The 25,927-nt window shown below is 54.1% G+C and carries 17 protein-coding genes and 1 tRNA gene; 17 read left to right on the top strand and 1 reads right to left on the bottom strand.

The genetic code is table 11. From position 1 onward, the window contains the following. The first annotated feature begins 33 nt into the window (after positions 1-33). The 13 genes from GOB94_RS00145 (at position 34) to GOB94_RS00090 (ending at position 16,035) form a co-directional block, all read left to right on the top strand. Positions 34-624, top strand: coding sequence for a 4Fe-4S dicluster domain-containing protein (locus tag GOB94_RS00145; RefSeq protein ID WP_182276960.1), 591 nt, complete (start codon positions 34-36; stop codon positions 622-624). Continuing rightward, on the top strand, positions 625-1,803 hold the full coding sequence (gene nuoH / locus GOB94_RS00140; protein ID WP_182276959.1) for an NADH-quinone oxidoreductase subunit NuoH: 1,179 nt from the start codon (positions 625-627) through the stop codon (positions 1,801-1,803). It abuts the gene before it with no gap. Positions 1,804-1,821: 18 nt separating this feature from the next. Further along, positions 1,822-2,334: an NADH-quinone oxidoreductase subunit J gene (locus GOB94_RS00135; protein WP_182276958.1), complete on the top strand. Its 513-nt coding sequence runs from the start codon at positions 1,822-1,824 to the stop codon at positions 2,332-2,334. After that, complete coding sequence (nuoK, locus tag GOB94_RS00130) at positions 2,331-2,642, top strand: NADH-quinone oxidoreductase subunit NuoK (RefSeq protein ID WP_182276957.1); 312 nt, start codon at positions 2,331-2,333, stop codon at positions 2,640-2,642. Before GOB94_RS00135 ends, nuoK begins: the two co-directional genes overlap by 4 nt. 73 nt (positions 2,643-2,715) lie before the next feature. Continuing rightward, positions 2,716-4,737, top strand: a complete 2,022-nt coding sequence (gene nuoL, locus GOB94_RS00125) for an NADH-quinone oxidoreductase subunit L (protein ID WP_255484106.1) — start codon at positions 2,716-2,718, stop codon at positions 4,735-4,737. Further along, positions 4,734-6,287 (top strand): NADH-quinone oxidoreductase subunit M, encoded by a 1,554-nt coding sequence (locus tag GOB94_RS00120; protein ID WP_182276955.1) that lies wholly within the window; start codon positions 4,734-4,736, stop codon positions 6,285-6,287. The genes nuoL and GOB94_RS00120 overlap by 4 nt, the downstream gene beginning before the upstream one ends. Positions 6,288-6,315: 28 nt before the next feature. After that, on the top strand, positions 6,316-7,821 hold the full coding sequence (locus tag GOB94_RS00115) for an NADH-quinone oxidoreductase subunit M (RefSeq protein ID WP_182276954.1): 1,506 nt from the start codon (positions 6,316-6,318) through the stop codon (positions 7,819-7,821). Further along, positions 7,818-9,311, top strand: coding sequence for an NADH-quinone oxidoreductase subunit N (locus GOB94_RS00110; RefSeq protein WP_182276953.1), 1,494 nt, complete (start codon positions 7,818-7,820; stop codon positions 9,309-9,311). The genes GOB94_RS00115 and GOB94_RS00110 overlap by 4 nt, the downstream gene beginning before the upstream one ends. Before the next feature lie 64 nt (positions 9,312-9,375). After that, the gene (locus GOB94_RS16655; protein ID WP_220464966.1) at positions 9,376-9,702 is read left to right on the top strand and encodes a hypothetical protein; all 327 of its coding nucleotides are present in this window, start codon (positions 9,376-9,378) and stop codon (positions 9,700-9,702) included. A gap of 16 nt (positions 9,703-9,718) precedes the next feature. Continuing rightward, positions 9,719-10,375 (top strand): RraA family protein, encoded by a 657-nt coding sequence (locus GOB94_RS00105; protein ID WP_182276952.1) that lies wholly within the window; start codon positions 9,719-9,721, stop codon positions 10,373-10,375. 153 nt (positions 10,376-10,528) lie between these two features. Further along, a complete protein-coding gene (gene treS, locus GOB94_RS00100; RefSeq protein ID WP_182276951.1) occupies positions 10,529-13,969 on the top strand; it encodes a maltose alpha-D-glucosyltransferase in 3,441 nt (1,146 codons plus the stop codon). Positions 13,970-14,010: 41 nt separating this feature from the next. Further along, positions 14,011-15,210, top strand: a complete 1,200-nt coding sequence (locus tag GOB94_RS00095) for a hypothetical protein (protein ID WP_182276950.1) — start codon at positions 14,011-14,013, stop codon at positions 15,208-15,210. A gap of 27 nt (positions 15,211-15,237) precedes the next feature. Beyond that, complete coding sequence (locus GOB94_RS00090; RefSeq protein ID WP_182276949.1) at positions 15,238-16,035, top strand: hypothetical protein; 798 nt, start codon at positions 15,238-15,240, stop codon at positions 16,033-16,035. Between the two features lie 236 nt (positions 16,036-16,271). Here the strand turns inward: GOB94_RS00090 and GOB94_RS00085 are convergent. After that, positions 16,272-16,348: transfer RNA gene (locus GOB94_RS00085), tRNA-Glu, on the bottom strand. A 326-nt stretch (positions 16,349-16,674) separates the two neighbouring features. Here GOB94_RS00085 and GOB94_RS00080 point away from each other — a divergent pair. The 4 genes from GOB94_RS00080 to GOB94_RS00065 all read left to right on the top strand — a co-directional run bounded on the left by GOB94_RS00080 (position 16,675) and on the right by GOB94_RS00065 (position 25,815). Continuing rightward, positions 16,675-18,096: a site-specific integrase gene (locus GOB94_RS00080; protein ID WP_182276948.1), complete on the top strand. Its 1,422-nt coding sequence runs from the start codon at positions 16,675-16,677 to the stop codon at positions 18,094-18,096. A 1,421-nt stretch (positions 18,097-19,517) separates the two neighbouring features. Further along, the gene (locus GOB94_RS16740; protein WP_255484105.1) at positions 19,518-20,036 is read left to right on the top strand and encodes a hypothetical protein; all 519 of its coding nucleotides are present in this window, start codon (positions 19,518-19,520) and stop codon (positions 20,034-20,036) included. A gap of 248 nt (positions 20,037-20,284) precedes the next feature. Further along, on the top strand, positions 20,285-25,279 hold the full coding sequence (locus tag GOB94_RS00070; RefSeq protein WP_220464965.1) for an RHS repeat-associated core domain-containing protein: 4,995 nt from the start codon (positions 20,285-20,287) through the stop codon (positions 25,277-25,279). An 11-nt stretch (positions 25,280-25,290) separates the two neighbouring features. Further along, positions 25,291-25,815, top strand: coding sequence for a hypothetical protein (locus GOB94_RS00065; protein WP_182276941.1), 525 nt, complete (start codon positions 25,291-25,293; stop codon positions 25,813-25,815). Positions 25,816-25,927 lie beyond the last annotated feature (112 nt).

Genomic DNA, 25,927 nt, shown 5'->3' with positions numbered 1-25,927 from the left:
CACAAAATCTAGAAGGCCTGAGGTTCTGAACCGATGCTGGGTGTGGGTGTTCTGAGGGGACTGGTGGAGACAGCTCGCAACTTCCTTGGCAGCTATGTCAGCGAAGAGCGACTGATAACCGTTCAGTACCCAGAAGAACAAGCCCCCAGAATAGAGGCCTCGAGGAGCTTTCCGTTCCTGGTGTATGACGGGACCAACTGGGACCAGGGCCTGCGCTGTGTTGCCTGCCAGATATGCGAGAAAGAGTGCCCGCCCAAGTGCATCTACATCGATAAGAGCGGCGACAAGAAACCGGATGCGGTCGGCAAGATGCAGTTCTATCCGGCTCGGTTCGATATCGATATCTCGGTTTGCATGAGCTGCCAGATATGCGTGGAGGTGTGCCCCTTCGACGCTATCAAAATGGACGTGGATTACAACCTCAGCGCTACGAACCGGTTTGATGACCTGCTGCTGACACGCGATAAGCTGGCGAAGTCCAACGAGTATTATCACGAGATTCATCCGACAGAGGCAAGTGGGGTAGACGAAGCACTTGCAGCCGCTAGAGCTAAAGCAGCACCGAAGCCTGCACCTGCGCCCGTCAACCCAGCTGCATCAGCCGCAGAGGGGGCGCAATCGTAGATGAGTCCTGCGGCCGTCGATCAGATCTTTGTAACTACCAAGCATTGGCTTCTTAGCTACGTGCCAGGAGCATGGCAGCCGCTGACATCGGCTGTGCTATCCGTGGTTCCGGTACTGCTGGTGTTTCCTCTGCTGTTCGCAATCACCACAGTGCTCGAACGCAAAGGCCTGGGAAGAATCCAGAACCGTTACGGCCCAAACAGAGTGGGACCGTTCGGCTTCCTGCAACCAATGGCCGACGGCATCAAGTCGCTCACCAAAGAGGATGTTGTTCCGCACGAAGCCGACAAGATCGTGCACTTTCTTGCGCCGATCGTACTGGTGCTGGCCGCGTTCATTGCCTATGCAGTGATGCCTATCGGCCGCAACATGGTGATTGCCAACCTTGACTCGGGCTTGCTGTTCTTCTTTGCAGTGGGGTCGATGGTCGAGTTGGCGGTGTTCATGGCCGGCTGGTCGAGCCACAGCAAGTACTCGCTGCTTGGCGCGATGCGCGCGGTGGCCCAGATGATCAGTTACGAGGTGCCGCTTGTGCTCGCATCTGTGGTTGTAATCATGGCCGCTGGCTCACTTTCAACGGTATCGATTGTGCAGATGCAGGCGGGCTACACGTGGATCTGGCCCCATTGGTATGTGTTTACGCCCTGGGGTTTCGCGGGATTCGTCTTGTTCATGATCGCCGCGACGGCGGAGGCCAATCGCTCACCGTTTGATCTTCCTGAGGGTGAATCCGAGATTATTGCCGGGTATTACATCGAATACTCTGGCTTTAAGTTTGCGCTGTTTTTTCTGGGCGAGTATCTCGGGATGTTCGCAACAAGCGGGCTTGCGATTACGTTGTTCCTCGGAGGATGGTCTGCTCCGCTCTCTTTCCTGGGCTTCATCCCATCGTGGATTTGGTTCTTTGGGAAGCTTCTCGTACTTATCGCATTTTTCATCTGGATACGTGGAACGTTTCCGCGGCTTCGGATGGATCAACTGATGGGCCTTGCCTGGAAGCTAATGTTGCCCATGACGCTGCTGAACCTGTTAGATGCAGGGATTTGGCATTTTCTGCCGGCAGGGATCGTGCGATGGTTGATCTGCAGTCTGTTTCTGCTGATCCCCTTCGCTTTGTTTACCCGTGGGGCCCAACAGGGACAGGTGCTGCAAGTAAGAACATATCGTTTCTCCGAATAAGCTGCCGAAAGGACTGCTATGAAAACGATCTTCATCCTGTCCGCGATCTTTACCGCGATGGGTACGGTTGCAGCGATGACGCTGCGTAACTCCATACATTGCATCCTCTCGCTTGCCATTGGCCTTGTTGGAATAGCAGGACTGTATATCGCTCTTGGAGCGCAATTTGTGGGGTTCACACAGGTTCTTGTGTACGTCGGTGCGGTTGCAATCCTGGCTGTCTTTGCGCTGATGATGACCCAAGGTGGCATACAACATAAGGTCCCTGATGTGAGGCCTGCAAGACGATTCGTGTTGCCGACGGGTGTCGCGATCGCAGCGGTAGTCTTTGGTGTTCTGGCTTATGCAGTCATCCAGTCGCACTTGACGCCCCAGACCTCCAATGACGTTCCGCTGACATCTGTCAATCAAATAGGTGTGGTGCTGCTGCACGAATTATCTGTGCCGCTGGAGGTAGTTGGTGTTTTGCTCACTGCGGCGCTGATTGGTGCCGTTATCGTGGCGTTGCCTGAAAGCACGGAGAAGCCATGAACCTACTGAGCGCATGCCTACTTCTTTCAGCCTTCATCTTCGCCGTGGGTCTGGCTGGTGCTCTTACTCGGCGCAACGCCATTTTGGTGTTGATCGGCATTGAACTAATGATGAATGCAGCGAACCTCAATCTAATTGCGTTCTGGCGCTATGGAACGGAACACTCTGCCTTGACGGGGGTATTGTTTGCGATTTTTTCCATCGGTGTAGCAGCCGCGGAAGCTGCAGTTGGACTAAGCATTATCCTGGCCGTCTATCGCCACACCAAAACGACCGATCTAGACTGTATCGATTCAATGAAAGGCTGACTCCCAAAGAACTATGCGTTGGCTTATAAGCTATCTATGGATCATCGCGGCACTACCTCTACTGGCCGGGGGCTTGATTGCTGTTACAAAACAGCAATATCGCCGTTTTGCCGCTGGGTTAGCGATCGGCGCTATGAGCATCTCGCTGGTGATGGCCTTTATCGCGTTTCTGCATGTACTTTCGGCCCTCCCGTATGGAGGGGGGCAACAAGTCTTCAATTTCAACTGGTTTCAGTTTGGCACTGAGTGGGTGAGGATCGGTTGGATATTTGATCCCTTGACGGCCGTTATGCTGGTGATGGTGACCTTTGTGGGTCTTCTCATTTTTATCTATAGCATTGGCTACATGGCTGAGGATCCAAATTTCACGCGCTTTTTTGGCTTCCTTTCGCTCTTTGCAGGGGCAATGCTTGGTGTGGCCCTTTCTAACAGCCTACTCACGCTATTTATGTGCTGGGAAATCGTCGGTCTCACATCCTATCTCCTAATTGGTTTCTGGTTTGCGAACCCAAAAGCCGCCGCAGCTGCGAAAAAGGCATTTATTGTAACCCGAATTGGAGACCTCGGCTTCTTCCTTGGAATGATGTGGCTCTATGGAAAGACGGGGACACTGTTGTTTTATGACGGTGGTGCGGGTTGTCTTGAGCATTCTGCTCTGAGCGCATTGACTGCACACCTTACATTGTTAGGCACGTCAGTCTCCTCTGCGATTGGCATTCTTATCTTCTGCGGCGCGGCGGGCAAGTCTGGACAGGTGCCACTCCACGTTTGGCTACCCGATGCGATGGAAGGTCCGACACCGGTCAGCGCCCTGATCCATGCCGCTACGATGGTCGCGGCAGGTGTATTTCTAATTGCACGGATCTACCCATTGATGAGTGCTCCATCGGCAACGATGACGCCGCTGAGCTCCACTGCGGCGTTGCAATTAGTGACCTGGGTCGGTGCTGTGACCGCATTGTTTGGAGCAATCGTCGCGGTTGCGCAATGGGATATTAAGAGAATTCTAGCGTACTCGACGATGTCCCAGTTGGGTTACATGATGATGGGGTTGGGCGTCGGCGGGGTAGCCGTCGGCATGTTTCATCTCATCACGCATGCGTTTTTCAAAGCATTACTTTTCCTGGGCGCTGGCTCTGTGATCCATGGCTATGGTGGAGAGCAAGACATTCGTCGTATGGGAGGACTGCGCGGCGCTATGCCTGTCACCTTTGTGACATATTCGTGCGGAATGCTAGCGCTTTGTGGATTTCCTTTGTTCGCTGGGTTTTGGAGCAAGGACGAGATCTTGCATGCCGCTTCTATTTGGAGTGTTACTAGAATTCCTTTTTATATGGGAGTTGCCGCCGCACTGCTCACAGCCTTCTATATGATCCGTCAAATGTACTATGTATACGCTGGAGCATCACGTCAAACAGCCATTGCCGATTCGTCTCATGCTATACATGGCTCTCATCATGTAAATACTCCACACGAGAGCCCAGCGGTAATGACTGGACCTCTGGTCGTCCTAGCTTGCTTTGCGACATTCCTAGGATTTGCCGGAACCCCCCTATGGCCCTGGTTTCAAGCTTTTCTAGATGGGAAGCCAGTTCACGTACATTATGGCGCATTGACCGATACGTTACCGCTCATGGTCGTATCCTCGCTCGTTGTTATTTCGGGGCTCGCTTTAGGTTGGTTTGTGTACGGCAAATACCCCATCGTGGACCCAGCTGCCCTTGATCCGCTTGAGAAAGCAGCGCCAAGAGTATTCTCTTTTCTCACCGAAGCTCTGTTCGTTAATGAATTCTATCAAGCTACAGTCGTTCGTCCTACCTATGCTCTAACACGAGCCAGCCTCTGGCTCGATCAGTGGGTTTGGGGTGGCGTAGTCCGTTCTATTTCTTCTGCCACAGTCACGCTTGGCCGCATCGACAGCTATGTTGAGACACACATCATCAACGGCGGCTTTAACGCTGGCTGTAAAGGGGTTTCACTTGGGGCTAGAACGCTCTCCCACTTACAGTCAGGACGTGCTCAGACGTATCTGAGGTTTCTAGCAGTCGTACTGGCTGTTGGAGCGATTCTACTCATGGGGAGTCCGAGATTATGAATTCCTTCCCATGGTTGAGCACATTGACCGCAGTGCCGGGATGCTGTGGCGTTCTCCTTCTTGTTACAAAAAGACGGAACAGGAAGATGACGCGCGTCCTTGCAATAGCGTGCTCCCTCGTCATTCTACTGATGACGTTGCTTCTATGGCATAGTTTCGACGTTCGCATTGCCGGCATGCAGTTCGAAGAAAAACGGTCCTGGATTCCGGGGCTCAATGTTCAATACCATCTTGGCTGCGATGGGCTTGGCATTCTCATGCTAGTACTTTCCGCGATTGTCACGCTCATCTCCATTCTTGCATCTTCGGCAATTGAGTCCAGTGTGTCACTCTATTACTCCTTAATTTTCTTTCTAGAAGCATGTTTATTCGGCGCCTTTACTGCCTTGAATTTCGTGCACTGGTTTACATATTGGGAACTTAGTCTCATCCCAGCATTCTTCTTGATTAAGATATGGGGTGGTCCTAGAAGAAGCGCCGCTGCTACGATATTCATCATTTACACCGTGGCGGGCAGCATAGCGATGTTGCTGTCTTTCATCGCCTTATATCTCGCGACTGGCACCTTCGACTTCCTTGAACTGGCAAGAATCTCGCAGCAGGGAGCATTGCTGCAAACGTTGAGTGCAGGAGGTTGGCCGTGCCTTCTATTGCAGCGTGCACCAATGATTTTGTTTGTCGGGGTCTTTCTTGGATTCGCTGTTAAAATACCCATAATTCCCTTTCATACCTGGTTGCCAGCCGCATATTCGGAAGCCCCCACGGGAGCGACAATCTTACTAACCGGCGCCATGTCGAAGATGGGTCTCTATGGGCTATTGAGAGTTCTCTTACCCATCTTTGCTCCCCAGATGCAGAAGTTTCTTACACCTTTGCTATGGCTTACGGTGGCGACTATAGTTTTCTCTTCTTATTCCGCACTCGCTCAATCAGACCTCAAACGCGTTTTTGCCTATTCATCCGTCAACCATCTTGGTTACTGTCTGCTGGGCGTGTTTGCGATGGCACGCAATATTGCATCCGATCCGAGCCTGCTCATACAACGATATTCAGCAATGGATGGAACTTTTCTACAGATGTTCAATCATGGCCTGACGGCTGCGACCATTTTCTGGTTTGTGGCTTTACTGGAGGCAAGAAGTGGCGGCATGCGAGGTCTAAATGATTTTGGAGGACTCCGTAAAGTTGCCCCCGTAATGACAGGCCTGATGGGAATAGCACTTTTTTCGTCACTGGGGCTCCCAGGATTGAACGGCTTCATCGGCGAGTTTCTAATCTTCAAAGGCTGTTTTCCGCTTGTGACGTGGAGCGCCTCTCTTTGCGTGATAGGCCTGCTGCTTACAGCGCTTTTTATTCTCAACACTATTCAACGCGTCTTTACAGGACCGCTTAACGAACGCTGGGACTCTTTCGCCGACCTGACGCTGAAAGAGCAACTCATGTTTGCTCCTGCAATTGCTTTGATGTTTGTCATTGGTCTTTATCCACAACTAATCCTAGGGTCCATTAACACAACGGTAGTCGATCTGGTACATAAAATCCATCTCTGATTGAGTCGATGAAATCTTCTAAATAATTATGCTCGCCTGGACTATCTACATTTCGTTTCTTGGTGCTTTGGCGACATTAGCTGTTCCAAAGAATCATCTATCACTCGTCCGCGCGATCGCCCTAGTGACAGTGATCGCTGCTTTCGTCCTGTCATCCGTGGCTTTTATACGAGGCGGAACCGGCGCGATGACGACTGTAACACTTGTACCGTGGATGCCTTCTCTAGGTATTTCGTACCACCTAGCGGCGGATGGTATGACTTTATGCCTGGCACTCCTTACTGGCATCGTTGCTATTACTGGAGTTTTATTTTCATGGAATATCAGCTATCGCGAAGGGGAGTTTTTTGCTTTTTATCTTCTGCTGATCGGCTCCGTATATGGCGTCTTTCTGAGCTACGATCTTCTGCTGTTATTTGTTTTTTATGAAATCGTAATTGTGCCCAAGTATTTCCTTATCGCGATCTGGGGATCGACACGTCGTGAATACGGGGCGATGAAACTTGCCATCTACTCTTTTGTCGGTAGCGCCATGGTTTTGACTGGGTTAATCGCAGCTTATGTGGTCGCCGGGGGAAAAGGGATGAACCTTGGCACCCTGGCAGCGTATCCATTCCCTTTGCACTTTCAGATGTGGGCTTTTCCGCTTGTATTCACGGGATTCGCGATCCTAGCGGGTATGTGGCCATTCCATAGCTGGGCACCTACGGGACATGTTGCAGCGCCCACTGCTGCCTCCATGTTGCTGGCAGGAGTTGTCATGAAACTCGGCGCCTATGGATGTCTGCGAGTGGCTATGACGCTCTTCCCGCTAGGGCTAGGGCCTTGGGGATTTCATTTCCTAGGCTTCGATTCGTGGAGAACTGTTTTCGCGGTACTGGCAATCATCAGCATTCTTTATGGCGCCCTTGTCGCGATGGTGCAGAATGACTTCAAGTTTGTCATCGGTTACTCAAGCATCAGCCACATGGGTTTCATCCTGCTGGGGCTGATGACATTGAATCAAATCGGCCTGTCTGGAGCGGTTATTCAGATGCTCTCACACGGCGTTCTCGCAGGCCTCCTCTTTGCCGTAGTTGGACGGATGCTCTATGACCGTACGCATACACGCGAGTTATCACAATTGGGGCAGATGCATCTCAATCGCGTCCTGCCCTTCGCGACCGTCACGTTCGTGCTTGCGGGCATGGCCAGCATGGGAATGCCTGGGTTCAGTGGATTTATTGCGGAATTGATGATTCTTATCGGCACATGGAAAGAATCTCCACTTATGGCTAGCTGCGTGGGCGTTGGCATCGTTCTTGGGGTTGTCTATGTATGGTGCGCAATGCAGAAAGCGTTCTTTTCCGATAACGAAGTACAGACCATGGAACAACCGCTTCCTCCGATCAGCACACCAGAGCGGATCGGGACAGTGATTCTGATAACAGCCAGCCTCGCCATCGGACTTTTCCCGAAGATGCTGTTGCGCTACATCTCAGCTTCGATCAACTCCCCGCTTTTTGCGGGCCTACACCAAGGGGGCTGGCGATGACATCAGTTCCCTATCTCCAGTTCCTTCGATTTGCCCTGCCTGAAGTCGTTGTTGTGCTCACGTCTTTTCTGATGTTAGCAATTGACTTAGTGCTGAGACAAAAGCCGCTTCCATTCAGGTTCAAGATTGCTTCTATGCTAGCCTCGGCAGGCTGCCTTGGTTCCGTTTTGATAATTGTACTGGATCGTCAAACAGCAGATCTGGCGCATGGGATGTTCGCTATGAACCCGCTCACAGCCTGCCTGCAAGAGGCGGTGCTCGCACTGGCGATCATTACACTACTTCTTTCGACGACGTCGATCTTCACTGAGCACGTAGGAGAGTACGTTCTGCTGCTACTGCTTGCGGCGGTCGGAATGATGTTTCTCATCAGTTCGAGAGATCTTCTCGTGACGTTCGTATCTCTTGAATTACTGAGCCTATCTCTGTATACACTGACTGCCTTTGATAAGAGGAAGAAGTCGGGATCGGAAGCTGCTCTCAAATACTTTCTGTTCGGTGGAATGTCGGCGGCCATGCTTCTTTTTGGCTTCACATACCTGTACGGGGTCTCGGCTTCGACATCCTATACAGAAGTTAGCGGCGCGATCGCACGGGTTGGATTATCACCGATCACCGCGGTGGCCATTATCACCACAATGATCGGCCTTGGCTTTAAAGTGGCCGTGGCACCTCTTCACTTCTGGGCACCTGACGTGTACGAAGGAGCCCCCAGCCCTGTAGCCGGATTTGTGGCCTCCAGTTCGAAGGTTGCCAGCTTTTTCATACTCTTTATTCTTCTAACCACCTGTTTTCCTTCGGTTGCAGGAAGCGCAGCCTGGATGCAGTTTCATGCTGGGTGGGCCCCTGTTGCAGCGATACTTGCCGTGCTTTCGATGTTAGTTGGTAACTTTGGAGCCGTGGCCCAGAAGGGGGCTCGCCGCCTGCTTGCTTACTCTGCGATAGCGCATGCGGGCTACATGCTGATCGCTGTCGTTGCGCATACGCAAGACAGCCTGGAGGCGCTACTCTATTATGTGCTGACCTACAGCCTGTCAACGCTGGGTACATTCGCGGTTATTGATGCTGTTGAGAGAAACTATGGCGATGACAGATTTACAAGCCTTGATGGCTTGTCGCGTCGAGCGCCCATGTTAGCGGGCTGTTTATTTATTTTTCTACTATCGCAGGCGGGCATTCCGCCACTGGCCGGATTTTTTGCTAAGTTTTATGTGTTTATGACAGCGATGCGAGCGCCACAAGGCTATTCCGCACTATTGTGGCTGGTGATACTCGCCATAGGCACGAGCACTATATCTCTTTACTACTACTTAAAGGTTTTGAAGCACGTTTACGTTATCGCCCCCGAAGAGCCGTCTTCGTCATTTCAGGTTTCATGGTTCACGACCGCAGTGGTCGTGGCTCTGGCTGCAGGTGTGGTTGCGACCGGGATTTTTCCTGAGCCGCTGAGAGTGTGGATACATTCTGCGGTCGTTGCTTCAGGATTCTAAGAATTCTGTCTGTTGTATTTCCATATAAATCTGGTACGCTAAGACGCCTTCAAGGGGGCGCTAAATGACCGGTGAAGAACTCAAGGGTATCGTCGAACAACGGATGTCAGACCCAGCCGTTTCTGGACGAATCGCATGCAACTTGCGCGATGGTTCTGGAATAGAACAGCGACATCACGATGGTCGCGAGTTTGACGTGGCGTGGGAGAATGAAGGAGATTACTGGATCTGCACAATCAGTGATCATGGGGCAGCCTCACGGCTCCTGCAGATTGATCTCCATGAAAACCATACCTCGCGTACGGATGTATTCGAACCGTGCCGGGTCACGATTTCTTGGGAAGAGGACCTTCTTTGCGTGACTCGTTATCTGCCAACTAAACCCGCGTGACGGAGTCAATATCGCGATGAACGAGACATATAGTGTTGTTGCGTCTATCGGAACGACTGTGATCGCAGACGTATTCGATGCGCTCGGCCATACCCCTCCAATCCTTGATAACAGGCTGTCCACTGTTGGGAAAGCCCGCAGCTTCGCTGGGCCTGCATACACAATCAGTGGTGAACCAGCCCTGTATACGGGAGGGGACAGGGCTAAGCTTGCGGCAATCGACAATATGCCAGCGGGCGTGGTGGCAGTGTGGGCAAGTGGGGATGCAGAGGGCGTATGCTGCTTTGGGGATTTGCTGGCGAGTTCGATGTTCGCCCGGGGTTGTGTGGGAGCGGTCGTCGACGGGGGTGTGAGGGACGTTAGCTATCTTGAGAACCTCGCAATGCCCGTCGTTTCGCGTTATAGGACACCCGCACAAGGCATTGGGCGATGGCGTGTAACGTCTTCACAGGCTCCAGTACGCGTGCGCGGGGCCTTGACGGAGTGGTTGAGTATCGAACCGGGGGATGCAATCGTCAGCGACAGTGATGGTGTCATTGTGATTCCTACGTCTCTACTAGATGAGGTCGCTTCAAAGGCTGCGGCATGGGCACAATCCGACACGAATGCACGCAATGAGATATTAGGGGGACTGCCGCTGTTGAGCGCTCTTGCCAAGTATGGGCATCTCTAGGCTTTTTGCTTTGCAGATGAGGCTTAGAGCTGTAGAGAACGTACAAAAGCACTCGACCCATTCTACGTTTCGTCAGCAGACGACTCCATCTGCAGAATCTGCATCTATATCTAATAAGAAAGAACTTTGATTCGGACGAGCGAGGCGCAGAACGTGAAGAAGCTTGCCAGCGCAGGCGACCCCCTTTGGTATAAAGATGCGATCATTTATGAGTTGCATGTGCGGGCATTTGCCGACTCGAACAATGATGGGATCGGGGATTTCCAAGGGCTTATCTCGAAGCTGGATTACCTTCAAGACCTGGGGGTGACATGCCTGTGGCTGCTGCCCTTCTTCCCTTCCCCACTTCGTGATGATGGATACGACATCGCGAACTATGTCGACGTTAACCCTGCGTACGGAACGCTCGGGGACTTCAAACAGTTCCTCGACGAAGCCCACAGACGCAATATGCAGGTGATGATTGAGCTGGTGATCAACCACACCAGCGATCAGCACCCCTGGTTCAAAGCTGCACGGCAGTCGGCTCCTGGTTCGCCTGAACGCGAGATGTATGTCTGGTCCAACACGGACCAGCTTTATAAAGACGCACGCATCATTTTTACGGACACCGAGAAGAGCAACTGGACGTGGGATGAAGCCGCCCAGGCCTACTACTGGCACCGGTTCTTCTCTCATCAGCCTGACCTGAACTTCGATAATCCCAGAGTCATCGAGGAAGTGCTGAACGCAATGCGGTTCTGGTTGGACATGGGCGTTGATGCGTTGAGGATGGACGCGATTCCGTACCTTGTGGAGCGCGACAATACCAGCTGCGAGAATCTGCCCGAGACACACTCCGCGATCAAAAAGATCCGCGCGGCCATCGATGCGGACTATGCAAACCGGCTTGTGTTGGCGGAGGCGAACCAGTGGCCGGCAGATGTGAGACCGTACTTCGGAGATGGCGATGAGTGCCATATGGCCTTCCACTTCCCCCTTATGCCGCGCATCTATATGGCTCTGCGTCAAGAAGACCGGTTGCCTATCACGGACATCATGGCGCAAACGCCAGCCATTCCCGATAGCTGTCAGTGGGGCCTGTTCCTGCGCAATCATGATGAACTTACGCTCGAGATGGTTACGGACGACGAGCGCGACTATATGTACCTGGCCTACTCTTCCGACCCGCGCATGCGTATCAATGTGGGCATCCGACGCCGACTGGCGCCGCTGGTGGATAACAATCGCCGGCGGATTGAGCTTTTAAATTCACTGCTGCTTTCCTTTCCTGGGACACCGATTATGTACTACGGCGACGAGATTGGGATGGGCGACAACATTTATCTCGGCGACCGGAATGGTGTCCGCACGCCGATGCAGTGGAACTCCGACCGTAACGCCGGGTTCTCCCGTTGCGATCCGGCGAGGTTGTATTTCCCTGTGATCATGGACCCTATCTACGGATATCAGGTTGTGAATGTGGAAGCGCAGTTGAGCGATCAGTCCTCTTTGCTGCACTGGACCCGCAATATGATTGCGCTCCGCAAATTGTTCCAGGTGTTCGGGCGAGGGACACTTGAGTTTCTCAACCCGGAGAACAGGACGATCCTTGCATACCTGCGCAAGCTGGAACGTGAAGATGGGAGTGCGGAGACTGTTCTGTGCGTTGCGAACCTTTCTCGGTTCGCGCAGCCCGTATCGCTCGATATGAAAGAGTATGCGGGTGCGGTTCCCGTCGAGATGCTTGGCTATGTCACGTTCCCGACGATCACGACCGCGCCGTATCCATTAACAGTGGCGCCGTACTCGTTTCTCTGGTTTGAACTTCAGCCCTCGCCGCATACTTCTCTGGAGGATGGCGGTCTACCAGCAAAGAATTCAGAAGAGATGCCACGCATCACACGCGAAGCTTTTGCCAAGGGTTGGGAATACTTTGCCACTGCAGAAGGAGCTGCGTTGCTCGAGGCTGAATTGCCGAAGTGGCTGCCGAACCAGCGATGGTTTGGCTCCAAGAGCAGGCAGGTTGAGCGCGTTCAAATACTGAGTGCCGCGATCCTAGGTGACCAAAGTGACGGCGCGAAGAAAACGGGGCCCGATTGGCGCACCGCAGCGGACGCTGGAATGGCTGGAGCCTCAGTTCTGATCGTGGATGTGCACTATGTTGATAGTTCCAACGAGAGATATCAGCTGCCTGTTGCAATGAGCCTCGGGCGCGATATGGAGGAAATTACCGAGGCCCATCCGCAGAGTGTCATCGTGACGCTGATGACCCCGAACGGCCCTGCGATACTGCATGATGCGAAGGAGCATGAAGGCTTTCGCAATGCTCTGCTGAGTCTCATCGAATCGAACCAAGGGCTTCCGTTGAAGCAGATTGGAGAGTCACCGGCGGACCATGGACAAGCTGCGTCTGTGCTACGTGGAGATGGCTCGCAGATGTTGAAGACGGTTCATCTAGATGCGCCGATGCAGTCGAGGGTCGGCACGGCGGAGCAGTCCAATACGAGCATTCTGTATGCGGACAAGATGATCCTCAAGCTATTTCGCCGTTTGCAACCTGGCATTAATCCGGACATCGAGGTTGGACGATTTCTGACTGAGGTTGCGCACTTCAAGGCGGTTCCACCGATGCTTGGAGAGATCAGGCTGGAAACGCAGGGCGGTGGTGATGAGGCTGCAACATCGCTTGCGATGCTGCAAGAACTTGTTCCTCATGAAGGGGACGGTTGGCTGTGGACGATGAATGACCTGGCACGCTTTTATGAGTCGCTTGCCGGGTGTCCGGCGCCGGAAGAAGCAGGGTCCCCTGTATCGTTCCTCACTGAGGGGAAGGTCCCGAAAGACCTGTGGGAGAGAGACACGCTCTATCTTGATGCAGCTGGACACCTTGGCCGGCGAACGGGAGAACTACATCTCGCGCTTGCAAGTGATACTGACGATGTGCGGTTCAAGGAAGAGCCCATTACGACTGACGATCTTGAATTGGATGCAGAGCGAGCTGAGAGGCAGATTGCTGCTGGGCTAGGAACACTGCGGCGCAACCTGCACAGCCTGTCGGAGCCCGCGGCCGATGATGCGGCCGCGGTGCTGAGCCGCCGGCTCGAGTTGCTTACCTATGTTGGTGGCCTTCGCAAGATAGAGCCATCGGGAAAGCGGATACGGATTCATGGCGATTATCATCTGGGGCAGGTGTTGCGTACAAGAAACGACTTTATGCTTATTGACTTCGAAGGCGAACCGGCGCGTCCCCTGGAGGAGCGGCGCAGGAAGCAGAGCCCGCTAAAGGATGTGGCTGGTATGCTGCGCAGCTTCTCGTATGCAGCGTGGTCTGCGTTGGACCAGTATGCCCAGCGCTATCCTGATCGAGAGCGTAACCTACAGCCGTGGGCCCAGCTTTGGATCAACACTGTTTCGAATGCATTTCTGAAAAGTTATCGCACGGCTGTTGCCGTTCGAGGTGATCTGCTGCCGGAGGGCGCGCAGGCAGATGCATTGCTGCAGGGATACATGATGGAGAAGGCGTTTTACGAACTGACGTATGAATTGAATAACCGGCCTGCATGGGTACGAGTGCCGCTGGCAGGGATACTTGCGCTACGGATAGGCGCATGAACGTCTTTGAAGTGTAGCGACAGTGGATATATAGAGAGACGATGGCGAAGAGCGCAAATTTCGAGATTGAGCAGACCACTCGTACAGATACCGAGGTGCTGCTCTGCGTGCACTCGATGGCTCCTGAGGCGCTGGAGCCATTTCTGCGGCGGCTGCATGAGGTGCTGGCCGGCAGCAGTGTGACCGTAGCACTGCCTGAGGCTGGAGACGGAACCCTCCCTAGTACTCCGTTCCATATCATTCAGTACAAACCTGCGGCTACAGCGGCCACGGAGTGGACCCTGACTGCCGCTGACTACCTAAACGCTTATGAACTGGCGCAGGAGTGCAAGGCGGAGACTGTGCTGCTTCTTGGTGCAGAGGCGCAGTCGCTGGAGCCGGAAGCACTTCAGAGGATGATCCGGTCGGCGACGCAGGAGCGGTGCGACCTGGTGTTGCCACGGTATGCGCTGCCGGCGCGTGCAGGACTGGTGAACTCGGCGATTCTTTATCCGATCTCGCGTGCGTTGTTTGGTGCGGTGCCGAGGTTTCCGCTGGCGATTGATCTTTGCTTTTCGGCACGGATGGGGGCCCGGCTGGGCGCTGCAGCCCAGAGGCTGAGCGGGCCCAACTATGGTGAGGGGTTGGTGTGGGCTGTCGCTGAGGCGACGGTGGCGGGGTTCAGCATTGCGGAGGTCGACGTTGGGACGCGGGAGCTTCCGCCACCCAGCGGGCAGGACCTGAACAGTGTACTGGCACAGGTGACCGGTTCCCTGTTTGCCGACGTAGATGCCAAGGCTGCGTTCTGGCAGAGAGCGCGCGTGGCTCGGATGCGGCCTGTGAGCGAGCCTACCGATGCGGGTGTGGAGACGCCGGCGGATGAGATCCGCTCCATGGTGGAAGGGTTTCGGATGGCGTATGGCAACCTGGCGGAGATATGGTCGCTGGTGTTGCCGCCGCAGTCACTGCTGGGATTGAAGCGGCTTTCCGCTGTGCCAGCGGAGAGTTTTGTGATGGCCGATGCGCTGTGGGCGAGGATTGTGTACGACTTCCTGCTGGCGTACCGGTTGCGCACGATGAACCGCGGCCATCTACTGGGGGCGCTGACGCCGCTGTATCTGGCGTGGGTCGCTTCACACCTGGTGCAGACGGCGGAGACTCGGGCGTTCGAACGGCATATCGAGTCCGTGGCGGCCGCGTTCGAGGCGGAGAAGCCTTATCTAGTTTCCCGATGGCGGTGGCCGGACCGCTTCAACCCGTAGCCGCACGCCGTAGCAAGGAGGAGCTCCATGCAAGTACCCCTGCAGATGAACCCGTATTCTCAGCCGCTGAACCCGCCGAACGTGCCGATGTGGCACCACATGTCAGACGCGCTGCACCAGTCAGTGCTGCGGGTGACGTCGCTGCTGATCAGTATTCTGCCCGGATTGCTGGCGTTCATCCTGGCGTTTGTGGTGATGGCCTTTATCGGCGTTCTGCTGAGCTGGATGCTGCGGCGCGTGCTGACCTGGGCCAAGTTCGACGAGCGGATGACGTACAAAAGCACGAGCGGGATTGCAGACTGGTCGCCGTCGCACAGCCCGACTGCCCTGGCGGGGCGGGTGGTGTTCTGGAGCTGCGTGGTGCTGGGCGTGGTGATCGGGATCATGTCGCTCGACGCCTCGTATGCCGGCGGGAGCGTGCTATCGGCGTCGCTGCTGCCGTATGTATCGCGGACGGTTGGAGCGGTGCTGCTGGTGCTGTTTGGGAACCTGATTGCCCGGTTCCTAGCGCGGACGGTGCTGATCGGCGCGGTGAACAACCAGCTGCAGTATGCTCGGTTCCTTTCGATGGGTGTGAAGTGGCTGGTGCTGGTGTTGACGGCGGCGATGGCCCTGGACCATCTGCAGGTCGGTGGGACGATCATTGAGTTGGCGTTCGGAATCCTGTTTGGCGGGATTGTGCTGACGCTGTCGCTGGCTGTGGGGCTGGGGTCTCGAGACCTGGTGACACGGTCGCTGGAGCGGAGCGCGGAGCGGCCGGAGCGTGGGCCTTTGGGGGCGGCTCCGCCGCAAGGACAATCGAGCGAGACGTTGCGACACTTCTAGGGCTAAGGATGATCAGGACCCCCACCCCTCCCCCTGGGTACTTTTTGATCTAAAATCCGGAGCGGATTGGGGTTAGGGGTGGACTTGTGTAGGTCTGATCTCCCTCTCTGAGGAGTCAGAGTCCAGAAGGCGGTGTAGGTTTCTCGACTGAATTCAGTGTATCGCCTGCGTCAAGATGCGTGGTTGCTAAACGGCATAGTAGCCGCAGATACAAGAAGTTTTGAATGTAAGGGATTTGGTAGCGTTACCGGGGCTCGAACCCGGACTCTTCGCCTTGAGAGGGCGACGTGTTAACCAGTTACACCATAACGCCATGAGACGGCTGGCTCGCCGTTGCAACCTGATCAGTATAGCAAAGTTGCAGGGGTGTTTCAAAGCAACAGCAAAGGCAAAAGCAAAAGCAAAAGCTTTCACGCAGAGGGCGCAAAGTAAAAGCTCCGCAAAGGTCGCAGAGGAAAACAAGCAACGGCAACAACAAAGCAGATTCCCTTCGGGGATGATAAGAATATCGTAAATAAAAATAAATAAACAAGATAATGTTGCGATATTCTCTATACGTGTCCTGCACAGCTGTGAGGATTCAACAGTTTAGAGGGAAAATCTGCACGGAATCTGCACAGTCCACCGATGGAGACGAGGATGGCATTCGTCACCGACAAGACGGAAATCAAGCCGGGACTAGTCCTCTTCAGGCGCGGCGACGTGGATCATCGGATGTGGTATTGCCGGATGAAGATCCCCAAGATCGACCGCTATAAGACCATGTCGCTCAAGACGACCGACCTCGAAGTGGCGCGCGAGCGCGCCTTCGATCAAGATGCCGACATCCGCTTCCGTTTGAAGCATGACGTTCCAGTGTTCAACCATCCCTTTCGCGAGATAGCGAGAGAGTATTTGCTGACGCAGGAGGCGCGGGCGACGCGCGGAGAGATCAGTGTGGCGCGGCCGAAGAAGGTTCGCGCCGTGATCGAAGGCTCTCTAGACCGTTATGTGGGTTCCACGCAGGTTCACCTTATCGGTGATGAGTTGTGGGGTGGCTATCCGGCTTGGCGGCGGGAGAATGGTGCGGGTCGCAACCGGCGCAATGGCGTTCGGGAGGTGAGCGACGAGATGGCTCAAACCCTCGCAGACCATGAAGCGGAGCGCCGCACCAAGGTGCAGCATACCCTGGGTATTCGTGTGCTGAGGCCGATTGAAGTCAAGCCCCCCGAAGAACGGGTGGTTCCCTTTATCAGTGATTCCACCATCCGCTTTGAGATGTCCATCTTTGGCGCAGTGATGAACTACGCCATCAAGAAGCACTACGTTCCTGCCAGTCAGCGCTTCGACGAGCGTCCCAAGCTCAAGTCCATGCGACGCGATGAGTTCACGCTGGAGGAGTACCGCAAGCTCCACACTGTCGGAAGGAAGTGGATTGGTGAGGCGGAGAAGCCTTCGAGCGTCTGGTATCGCACTGTTACCTACAACATGATCCTGATTGCCTACAATACAGGCATGAGGCCAGCGGAGATGAAGAACCTACGCTGGCGTGACATCATGCCTGCAAACGACCGCGAAGGCCGAGAGATCGTTGTGTTGTTTGTGCAGGGTAAGGGTAAGTCGCGCAAACTGGTCGCGCCGAAGAGCGTGGGTGATTATTTGGAACGCATCCGCGTTATCTCCAAAGTCACGGAACTCAACGACAGAGTCTTTACCAATGTCACGGGCAAGCCCGCGAAGACTCTCTACAGTAGACTCATTGCCGATCTTCTGGACGAGGCAAATCTGCGCGAAGGCACGCAGGGCGTGCCGCGCTCGACCTACTGTTTTCGGCACACCTACGCCACGCTTCGCTTGCAGGAAGGGGTGGACGTGTACTTCCTGGCTGAGCAGATGGGGACCTCGGTCCATATGATTGAACAGCACTATGGGCACGTGAATGCCATCAAACATGCCGACCGTGTGTTGCAGGGCATGGCGGGATGGGAGCTGCCGCAACCGGACGATGCGAGGGTGAACGCATCGAAGGCAGCCGCGACACGCGATCAGGCTAAGAGAGGTCAGCGCAACAAGCCGCGCTGACCGGCTACTCCCGAAGTCGTCTTTAGCCGGAGCCGCTGGCGGAGGCTGGCGTAGGGAGTTCGATATTCAAACTTCATCTTCGATATTGGTTCTGATTTGCCGCTGCCCCGCTGGGGCGTTTTTAGCGGCAAATCTTGAGCGCACGAGCCGCCGCTGGCGGCTGTTCTTCGTGCAGCCTTAATCTCCTAGTGTTGGAAAGCGGCCAGTTACGGAAACGCCATGCTGTCGCTCCCTCCGATGAGGGTCGGACATGATAGTGTTTCCATATTGTCCAGCTTCAGGCCGTGTAAAGCCGGGGTGCTGCCGGAAACAGTGTTCATCCGTGTATCAATTCAACGCGGCCCTTATTCTCTATCTGAACGAGAGAATCCACGCGTTTTGGGTTCAGAGCTTCACACTGTTTACACATTTCGTCCCTGTGCGAGACAACCCAATGAACAGCTGGAGAAACTGACAAATAAAGAGATTGATCGTTTCTGACTTCGTAACATTAGGCCTTTACTAAATAGGTCTTGACACGTAACGCCTTTGTTGGTTACCTTCGCAAAACAGAATCAGACAATAGAGCCACACTGCTGTTCTTGTTCGCCTGTCTCACCTTCCCGTAGACAACTGAATCAATGGCTTCGGCCATATCTCTCACTCAAGCTCCAGGTAAGTGGAGTTCTAGGAATTGTGTGCCCAATTTTCAAAGTGAATCCCAAAATCGGAGTTCCGGGGTCTTTCGGCTTAACGACATCGGGACTTCGCGTCGCGCAGGTATGAGGCGCCTAGTGTACAGCCTCGTTCTGCTGACGGTTACGTCGTTCGCAGCAACAGTATCTGCCCAGAAGGCTCAGCCCGATGGCAACGGTGGGGGTGGGGGCGGGGGAACAACAGTCATCCCTACCATCAGTATTTCATCTTCTGGATCACCATCGACTTATGGGAACAATGTGACGTTCATAGGGTCGGTGGTGCCGAGTTCTTGTGCCCCGAATGCAGTCGCCACGTTCTATGACGGCGGATCGGTCATCGGCAGTTCAAGCTGGAGCAATACAGGCACGGCCACTCTTACATCCAACAGCCTTGCAGCCGGAACTCATTCCTTAACGGTATCATTTGGCGGAAATGAAATCGGAAGCACAACCTGCTATGCCGTTACGTCCAATTCCCTTAGTCAAGTAGTAAGTCCAGAGGCAGCAACGATCAGCATCAATGACGTTCCGTCGAATGCGGTCTATGGAGGCAGCTTTACAGCCACCTATAGCTACTCTGGCAGCGGTTCCCCGGCCGAGTCGGTTACTTCGACTACAACAGGTGTCTGTGCGACTGCCGGAAACACAGTCAGTTTCGTCGGTGTTGGAACCTGCTCTCTATACGCGAGTGCACAAGCGTCTGGAAACTATGCAGCTGCGACAGGGGGCACTCAGAGTTTCACGGTGAGCCAAGCCTCACCAACGATTGCGATTACAGATATTCCTACGAGCGCCACCTATGGCGGCAGTTTCACGGTGACGTATGGTTATTCGGGCAACGGGTCACCCTCAGAGACGGTTTCGTCGAGTACTCCCGGGGTATGCACGGTATCCGGCAATACCGTGAGTTATGTCGGCGGGGGTACCTGCACACTGACGGCCAGTGCTTCGGCGACAGCGGATTATGGTGCCGTGACAGGTGGCGCTCAGAGTTTTGGCGTAGGCACCGTCACACCGGTGATCACATGGGCGTCGCCCGCACCAATCAGTGATGGGACAGCGCTAAGTGCAACGCAATTGGATGCAACGGCCAATGTCCCCGGGACGTTTGTTTATACACCTGCGCTCGGCACGGTACTCGGTCCCGGAACTCAGACGCTTTCGGTTGCATTCACGCCCACGAACACGACTGACTACTCGTCCGCCTCTGCCACCACAATCCTGACGGTGAATCCGCCTCCGCCGCCTTGCCCAGTCTATTGATCGAACAGAGTGCCAACGTAACGCGGTTACCTCTGCATACAGAAAGCCACCATATAGGGTTTTGAGACATGGCTGAGCCACAGCAAACCGTCCAGACTGCAGAGCAAAGGTTTATCTGCTCAGGCACTCTGACCCAATCTGCGAGAGGAATCCACACTCTCTCACCTCGACTTTGTAATTCGATGATCGTGTCGGAGAAATACATGCGTAGCTTCCCGTTATCCCTTCGGTCGATTGCGCAAGGAGTTTTGCGCTCAACCCAAGTTGTTCTGATCGTATTGTCTTGCGTATCCGCCGGTGCGCAGATAACTCCCGTTGAGGAGAAAGGCCTGCCGCCGAATAGTGTCTTTAGCGGAGGGGATGTTGACGCGGTCAATCTACAGAATGGCAATTTACACATTTCCATTCCCATCGCGACCATCGCACAACGAGGCGGCGAGAAGCTTCAGTACTCATTCGTTTATGACACCCCTGCTTGGATCAAACAGTACGAACCTAATCAGTGTCCCAATCCGCAGCTATGTGACCCTCCTGGCATGTACGTCGCGGAACTAAACCCTAACGTTTCTTCAGGCTGGCGAGTTTCAGACCCCCTCAATTGGGGTGTATCTTTCACCGAAAGTGGCGTGATAGCCTGTCAGACCACAAGCCAAGAATACCAGCAGGAGACAAATTGGGCGGTCTTCGATCCTCAAGGAACCCGCCATGCATTGCCGCTTCGATATGAAATCGCGTCGCAATACTCATGTTTAGGTCAGACGACGAAGGGACCGACTCTCGACGGATCCGGCATGGTGTACGACGCGCAAGCAAACATTCTCTACCTGAAAAATGGAGAAGAGAAAAATGTAAGTAATTTCAATTCATTTATTCTTAAGCAACCTGACAACTTGACCTTCCTCAGCCGGGATCGAAATGGCAACTTGATTACGCCAAATGCCGATACCCTGAATCGAAGCCTTCTGGCCTACAGCAATGGAACCAACCCTGACGGATCGACCTATTCGACATACACCATCGAGAACCATGCGGGTAATCCGTTAACCTTCCGTGTGGATTTCCAGCAGATGAGCTTCCAGACTGATATCTGTGCCGCGACAGCGGGGGGAGCGGGAGGTGCGGCGACGAATTGCACAGATTCTCCGACAGCGATAACTGTACCAACGAAGCTCACTCTCCCCAATGGTAAGACCTATGTCTTTAAATATGCGCAGGGCTCTCCCGGAGATCTACAGGAATTGGATTTGCCCAATGGAGCTTACATAACCTACTCGTACACTGATTTCTACCAGGCCAGCCCTTATCAACATGGTACACAGCCGAACTATGTGGGAAGCCGAGCGGTCACAAAACGAGTTGAAACCATTGGGAGTCAGGTGAACACCTGGACCTATAATCCCAGCATAGTTTCTGACAAAGTGACCGACCCGATGGGTAACAGTCAGGTCCACCAATTCGCCCCGGTCTCAATCAATGTCGGTCCGACAAACTACACGACGACCAGTGTTTATGAAACCGGCGTTCTCTATTACGATTCATCCGGCAATTTGCTGCGCACGGTGGGTAAGACGTATACAGGCGAGCCGGATCTCGTGAATAACGCAGTGGCGAATGTCCGGGTCATTTCGACGACGACCACCCTCGAAAATGGACAAACATCACAAGTTCAAACCGATTTTGAGACTTTTCAGTACCCCTGTGTCGACGCGGGAGGGGCATGCACTGGAACGGCCACGCGTTTGAATCCGACAGAGACACGCGAATACGATTACGGGACGGGGGGTCCGGGAGCGTTACTCCGGCGTACGGACTACACCTACCTGCATACCGGTAACCAGAACTACATCGACCTCAATATAGTAGATAAACCAACATCGATCACAGTCTACGATGGCAGCGGGAACATGGCAGCTGAGACGGTCAATGAATATGACAACTATTCCCATAACGGCCAGCCGATGCAGGCGAGTAATGCTATCCAGCACGATTCGGGGTATGGGACTGGCTTCCTTACGCGAGGCAATCTGACTGCCGTAGAGAGATGGCGCAACACAGATGGTGCGCTGCTCACCACGACTAACCAGTTTGATGACGCGGGAAATGCATTATCTACAATCGATCCCGGCGGTCATCAGACGTCCTACAGTTTTACAGATTCCTGGGCTAGCAGCGCCTGCGTTCCAAGCGGCGCGACCGCAGCGTTTCCCACGCTCATGACCAACGCCAAGGGGCAGACTGTGAGTACGACGTATTACGCTTGCAATGGGGCCGTGGGTTCGACAACCGATCTCAACGGTGAGACCACCACAAACACGTATGATGCTTTTGACAGGCCGCTGAATGTCTCATTTCCAGATGGTGGGTCAAAGGCATTTTGTTATAGCGATGACCCTAATGGGTCTTGCTATAACGCAGGTTCTCTTTTCTCGACCGAAACAGACGCGATTAGCGGCTCCACAAGCATGTTGACGACAACACTATACGATGCTCTGGGGCGCACGCAGGAAACCCAACTCAATTCGGACCCAGACGGAACCGACTATGTCGATATTTTCTATGATGGAGATGGCAGGGCTTATCAAAAGACAAATCCATATCGGTCTGGAGATACGCAATACACCACGACAACTTACTACGATGGAATAGGGCGGGTCTCTTCCGTGTCGGAGGCTGATGGATCTTCAACGTACATGACGTACGCAGGCAATACCACTACGGTTACGGATGAAGCAGGCAACTCGCGAAAGTCCCAGTCGGATGCACTTGGGCGTCTCAATTATGTTTGGGAAGACCCTGCCGGCCTCAACTATGAAACGGACTACCAGTACGACGTATTGGGAAACCTGCTCCAGGTGACGCAGAAGGGTGGGGATTCCAATTCTGCAGACTGGCGTGTGCGTAGCTTCACGTTCAACTCTCTGGGCCAGTTGCTTTGTTCGGCGAATCCCGAGATTGGCTCGCCTCTTGCAGCAGTTGCGTCCTGTCCAACGACGGACAACGGAAGCTATATCGCCGGCACTACGCGCTACAACTACAACAACGATGATGAACTGATCAGTAAGATTGCACCGTTGTCGAATCAGCAGGGCACATCAACAGCGACGGTGACCTATACCTATGATGCCTTGCACCGTTCTACGGGAACCACGTACAGCGACGGCACACCGAGTGTGGCGTACACCTTCGACAATGATCCGGTGACGGCTTGCACGGCGCCATCGCTAACAGCAACCAACTTGGTTGGCCATATTAAAGCAATGTGCGACTCTTCGGGTGCAACGTCGTGGAGCTACGACCCCATGGGGCGACCGGCGACCGAGTCGCGCACGATTGCAGGAGTGACTGACCAAATTGGCTACACGTATTACTTGAACGGCGCCGTCGACACCGTCACTTATCCTTTGGCAGGAGGAACAACTCCGTTCGTGGTGACATATCACGAAAATAGCGGTGGCCAAATTGATACAGCGACCGGTTCCGATGGTGTGACATATGCACAGGTGAGTTCCACGTTCGCGAGTGGTATGCCCAATGTATGGCAGCTAGGGTCGAACATCCAGCTTACGGACACATACAATGCACGGCTACAACCACTAAGCACGACCGCCGAGCAATTGAGCACCACAAATACGCTGTTTAGCAGGACCTACAACTTTCACGCGGGGACAGGAGATAACGGGAACCTCTATGGGGTCCAGGATGGCTTGGATGGCTTGAGCTTAAATCGCCCGAATGGTAGCGTGAACTACGGTTACGATACTTTGAATCGACTCATGTCGGCTGGAACAACAGGTACGGATTGCACGATGATGTCCGGCGGTACGCATGACTGGGCAAGCAACTATTCGGTTGATGCATGGGGAAACCTAACGGCGAAGACTTCGATATTGTGTCAGGGAGAGGCGATGTCGGCGTCGACCACCAACAATCGAAACCAACTGTCGTCTGCGAGTTACGATGCGGCTGGGGACGTCATTCAGGAGAACGGGGTTGGGTATACCTACGATGCGGAAGGGCGCTTGATTAATGGGAGCGGTACTGCATATACCTATGATGGCATGGGTGAGCGCGTGGTTAAGGGTGGGAGCAAACTCTATTGGAAGGGAGTGGGTTCAACCGCGTTGACGGAGACCAACCAACAGGGGGCGAGCCTGAGTAGATACATTTTCTTCAACGGGCAACGGATTGCAAGAGAGGACGCCAACCCTGGATGCGGCTCTGGATTTACGCCGCCGAGATACTATGTGACCGATAATGTCGGATCGACGGCGTTGGTAACGGATTCGATAGGCGATGTGCTGAACGAATCGCTCTTCTTTCCCTATGGGGTCGAGCGGATCATCTCGCAAAATGACACCGGTAACAACTATAAGTTCAGCGGCAAGGAGCGCGACCCCGAGACTGGGTTGGATGACTTCGGCGCGCGCTATTATGAAAGCGCACTGGGACGGTTTATGACGCCGGATTGGGATGCTAAGCCGATCACAGTGCCATATGCCAAGTTCGGTGATCCGCAGACATTGAACCTGTACAGCTATGTCGAAAACGGACCCGTCAATAGAGTGGATGCCGATGGGCACGATGGTGCTCAGGCTAGTATTAGCGCGCCTCAGGAGCCAGTCGGGCACTGTGGCTCAGCCGGAGGTGATGCCAATTGCCTGCCGATACTCGCGAGTCAGCTGATGCATGGCGGCTATGGCTTGCTGACTTTCCTTGCAAATGTTGAAGCCGAGTCGCAACAGGCCGCCGCCAGTACCGGAAATAATGTAGCTCCGCCACCCCCTCCTCCGGCGTCCGCAACGGCCCAACAACAGAGCAATCCGGCTGTCGGGAATACAACGGTAGGTGATCTCTCGAAGGTCCTGACCAACGAGATCGGGAGTTTGAGCACTCCAAAAGGTGGCGATTCTAAAGAACTCGCAAATGGTTCGACCGCTCTCGCCAATGCCCTCATCGATAACGCAAACAAAAAGAGGCCAAACGGGGTGGCTCCAGACACAGGAACGGCCTCACCGTCGCTTGCAACGGCGATGAAAGATGCTTATACGAATCGGGCTAACGGAGGAGCAGACCCGGTTCAGGGCCGAACCTTCTACGGAACAAGTCACATTCCGCCAGACAGACTCCATAGTCGTCCGATCGGCAACGGTCGCCAAACCGTATTTCAGCATTTTGGACCATTCAGGGACAGCACGAGTCGGCTGCCAACGTACATTTACATCTACAACGATCCGGGGCACTGAGGATAGGGAGCATGAGGACATCTGCCATGAAATGCGTTTTGATAGGAATGGTAATCTGCTTGAGTTGTGCTGCCCATGCCCAGGATCAAGGTCAGGAGCTCTTGCATCGGGCTGCCCATTGCTTAGCCGCGAAGGATTTTCTTCCGCCGTCCAAAGCGGCGAAGAGGACGTTCGGCTCCCTTCTGGATGAGAAGTCTTATCCCGGGAAGAAAATGCTCTACGTTGTCGATTATCCAAATCCCTCACGAGCGGATGGCTTCGTGTTCACGCTCTTCCTGACTGACCATGATGGACGTCAGGACTTCAACATCCAAAACAACGCTCGCTTCGCACTGTCCAAGGATGCAGATGAAGGGGTGTCTTTTGCGACTCCTCCGCTTGGCGGCACATGGACTCGGGAGCATCTCGTGTCTGCCATCAAACAGATCGAGAAGCAGCCGAAGGTCACGCTTTCGATGAAAAACATGCTTGCGGTGGATTCCTCAGTCAGTTGTGAGGCGTATACCGACCCGCAGCCCAAACCAACTGCGAAGTAGCAATGCGTGCAGGCTGCCTCTGGGCGGCCTGCTGCGTCAGAGCGTCCTCCGTGGCCCTCTCTCTGGCCTCCGTGCCGCCCGAACAAAAGGCGCGATGCCTACGGCATCGGGT

The organism is Granulicella sp. 5B5 (assembly GCF_014083945.1).
Lineage (GTDB): Bacteria > Acidobacteriota > Terriglobia > Terriglobales > Acidobacteriaceae > Granulicella.
This window is presented reverse-complemented; position numbering and strand designations above follow the sequence as displayed.

What these genes read in the sequence shown, in the direction of transcription:
- GOB94_RS00145 (WP_182276960.1), top strand. Translation starts at nt 34, where the DNA reads ATGCTGGGTGTGGGTGTTCTGAGGGGACTGGTGGAGACAGCTCGCAAC.
- nuoH (WP_182276959.1), top strand. Translation starts at nt 625, where the DNA reads ATGAGTCCTGCGGCCGTCGATCAGATCTTTGTAACTACCAAGCATTGG.
- GOB94_RS00135 (WP_182276958.1), top strand. Translation starts at nt 1,822, where the DNA reads ATGAAAACGATCTTCATCCTGTCCGCGATCTTTACCGCGATGGGTACG.
- nuoK (WP_182276957.1), top strand. Translation starts at nt 2,331, where the DNA reads ATGAACCTACTGAGCGCATGCCTACTTCTTTCAGCCTTCATCTTCGCC.
- GOB94_RS00120 (WP_182276955.1), top strand. Translation starts at nt 4,734, where the DNA reads ATGAATTCCTTCCCATGGTTGAGCACATTGACCGCAGTGCCGGGATGC.
- GOB94_RS00115 (WP_182276954.1), top strand. Translation starts at nt 6,316, where the DNA reads ATGCTCGCCTGGACTATCTACATTTCGTTTCTTGGTGCTTTGGCGACA.
- GOB94_RS00110 (WP_182276953.1), top strand. Translation starts at nt 7,818, where the DNA reads ATGACATCAGTTCCCTATCTCCAGTTCCTTCGATTTGCCCTGCCTGAA.
- GOB94_RS16655 (WP_220464966.1), top strand. Translation starts at nt 9,376, where the DNA reads ATGACCGGTGAAGAACTCAAGGGTATCGTCGAACAACGGATGTCAGAC.
- GOB94_RS00105 (WP_182276952.1), top strand. Translation starts at nt 9,719, where the DNA reads ATGAACGAGACATATAGTGTTGTTGCGTCTATCGGAACGACTGTGATC.
- GOB94_RS00095 (WP_182276950.1), top strand. Translation starts at nt 14,011, where the DNA reads ATGGCGAAGAGCGCAAATTTCGAGATTGAGCAGACCACTCGTACAGAT.
- GOB94_RS00090 (WP_182276949.1), top strand. Translation starts at nt 15,238, where the DNA reads ATGCAAGTACCCCTGCAGATGAACCCGTATTCTCAGCCGCTGAACCCG.
- GOB94_RS00080 (WP_182276948.1), top strand. Translation starts at nt 16,675, where the DNA reads ATGGCATTCGTCACCGACAAGACGGAAATCAAGCCGGGACTAGTCCTC.
- GOB94_RS00065 (WP_182276941.1), top strand. Translation starts at nt 25,291, where the DNA reads ATGAGGACATCTGCCATGAAATGCGTTTTGATAGGAATGGTAATCTGC.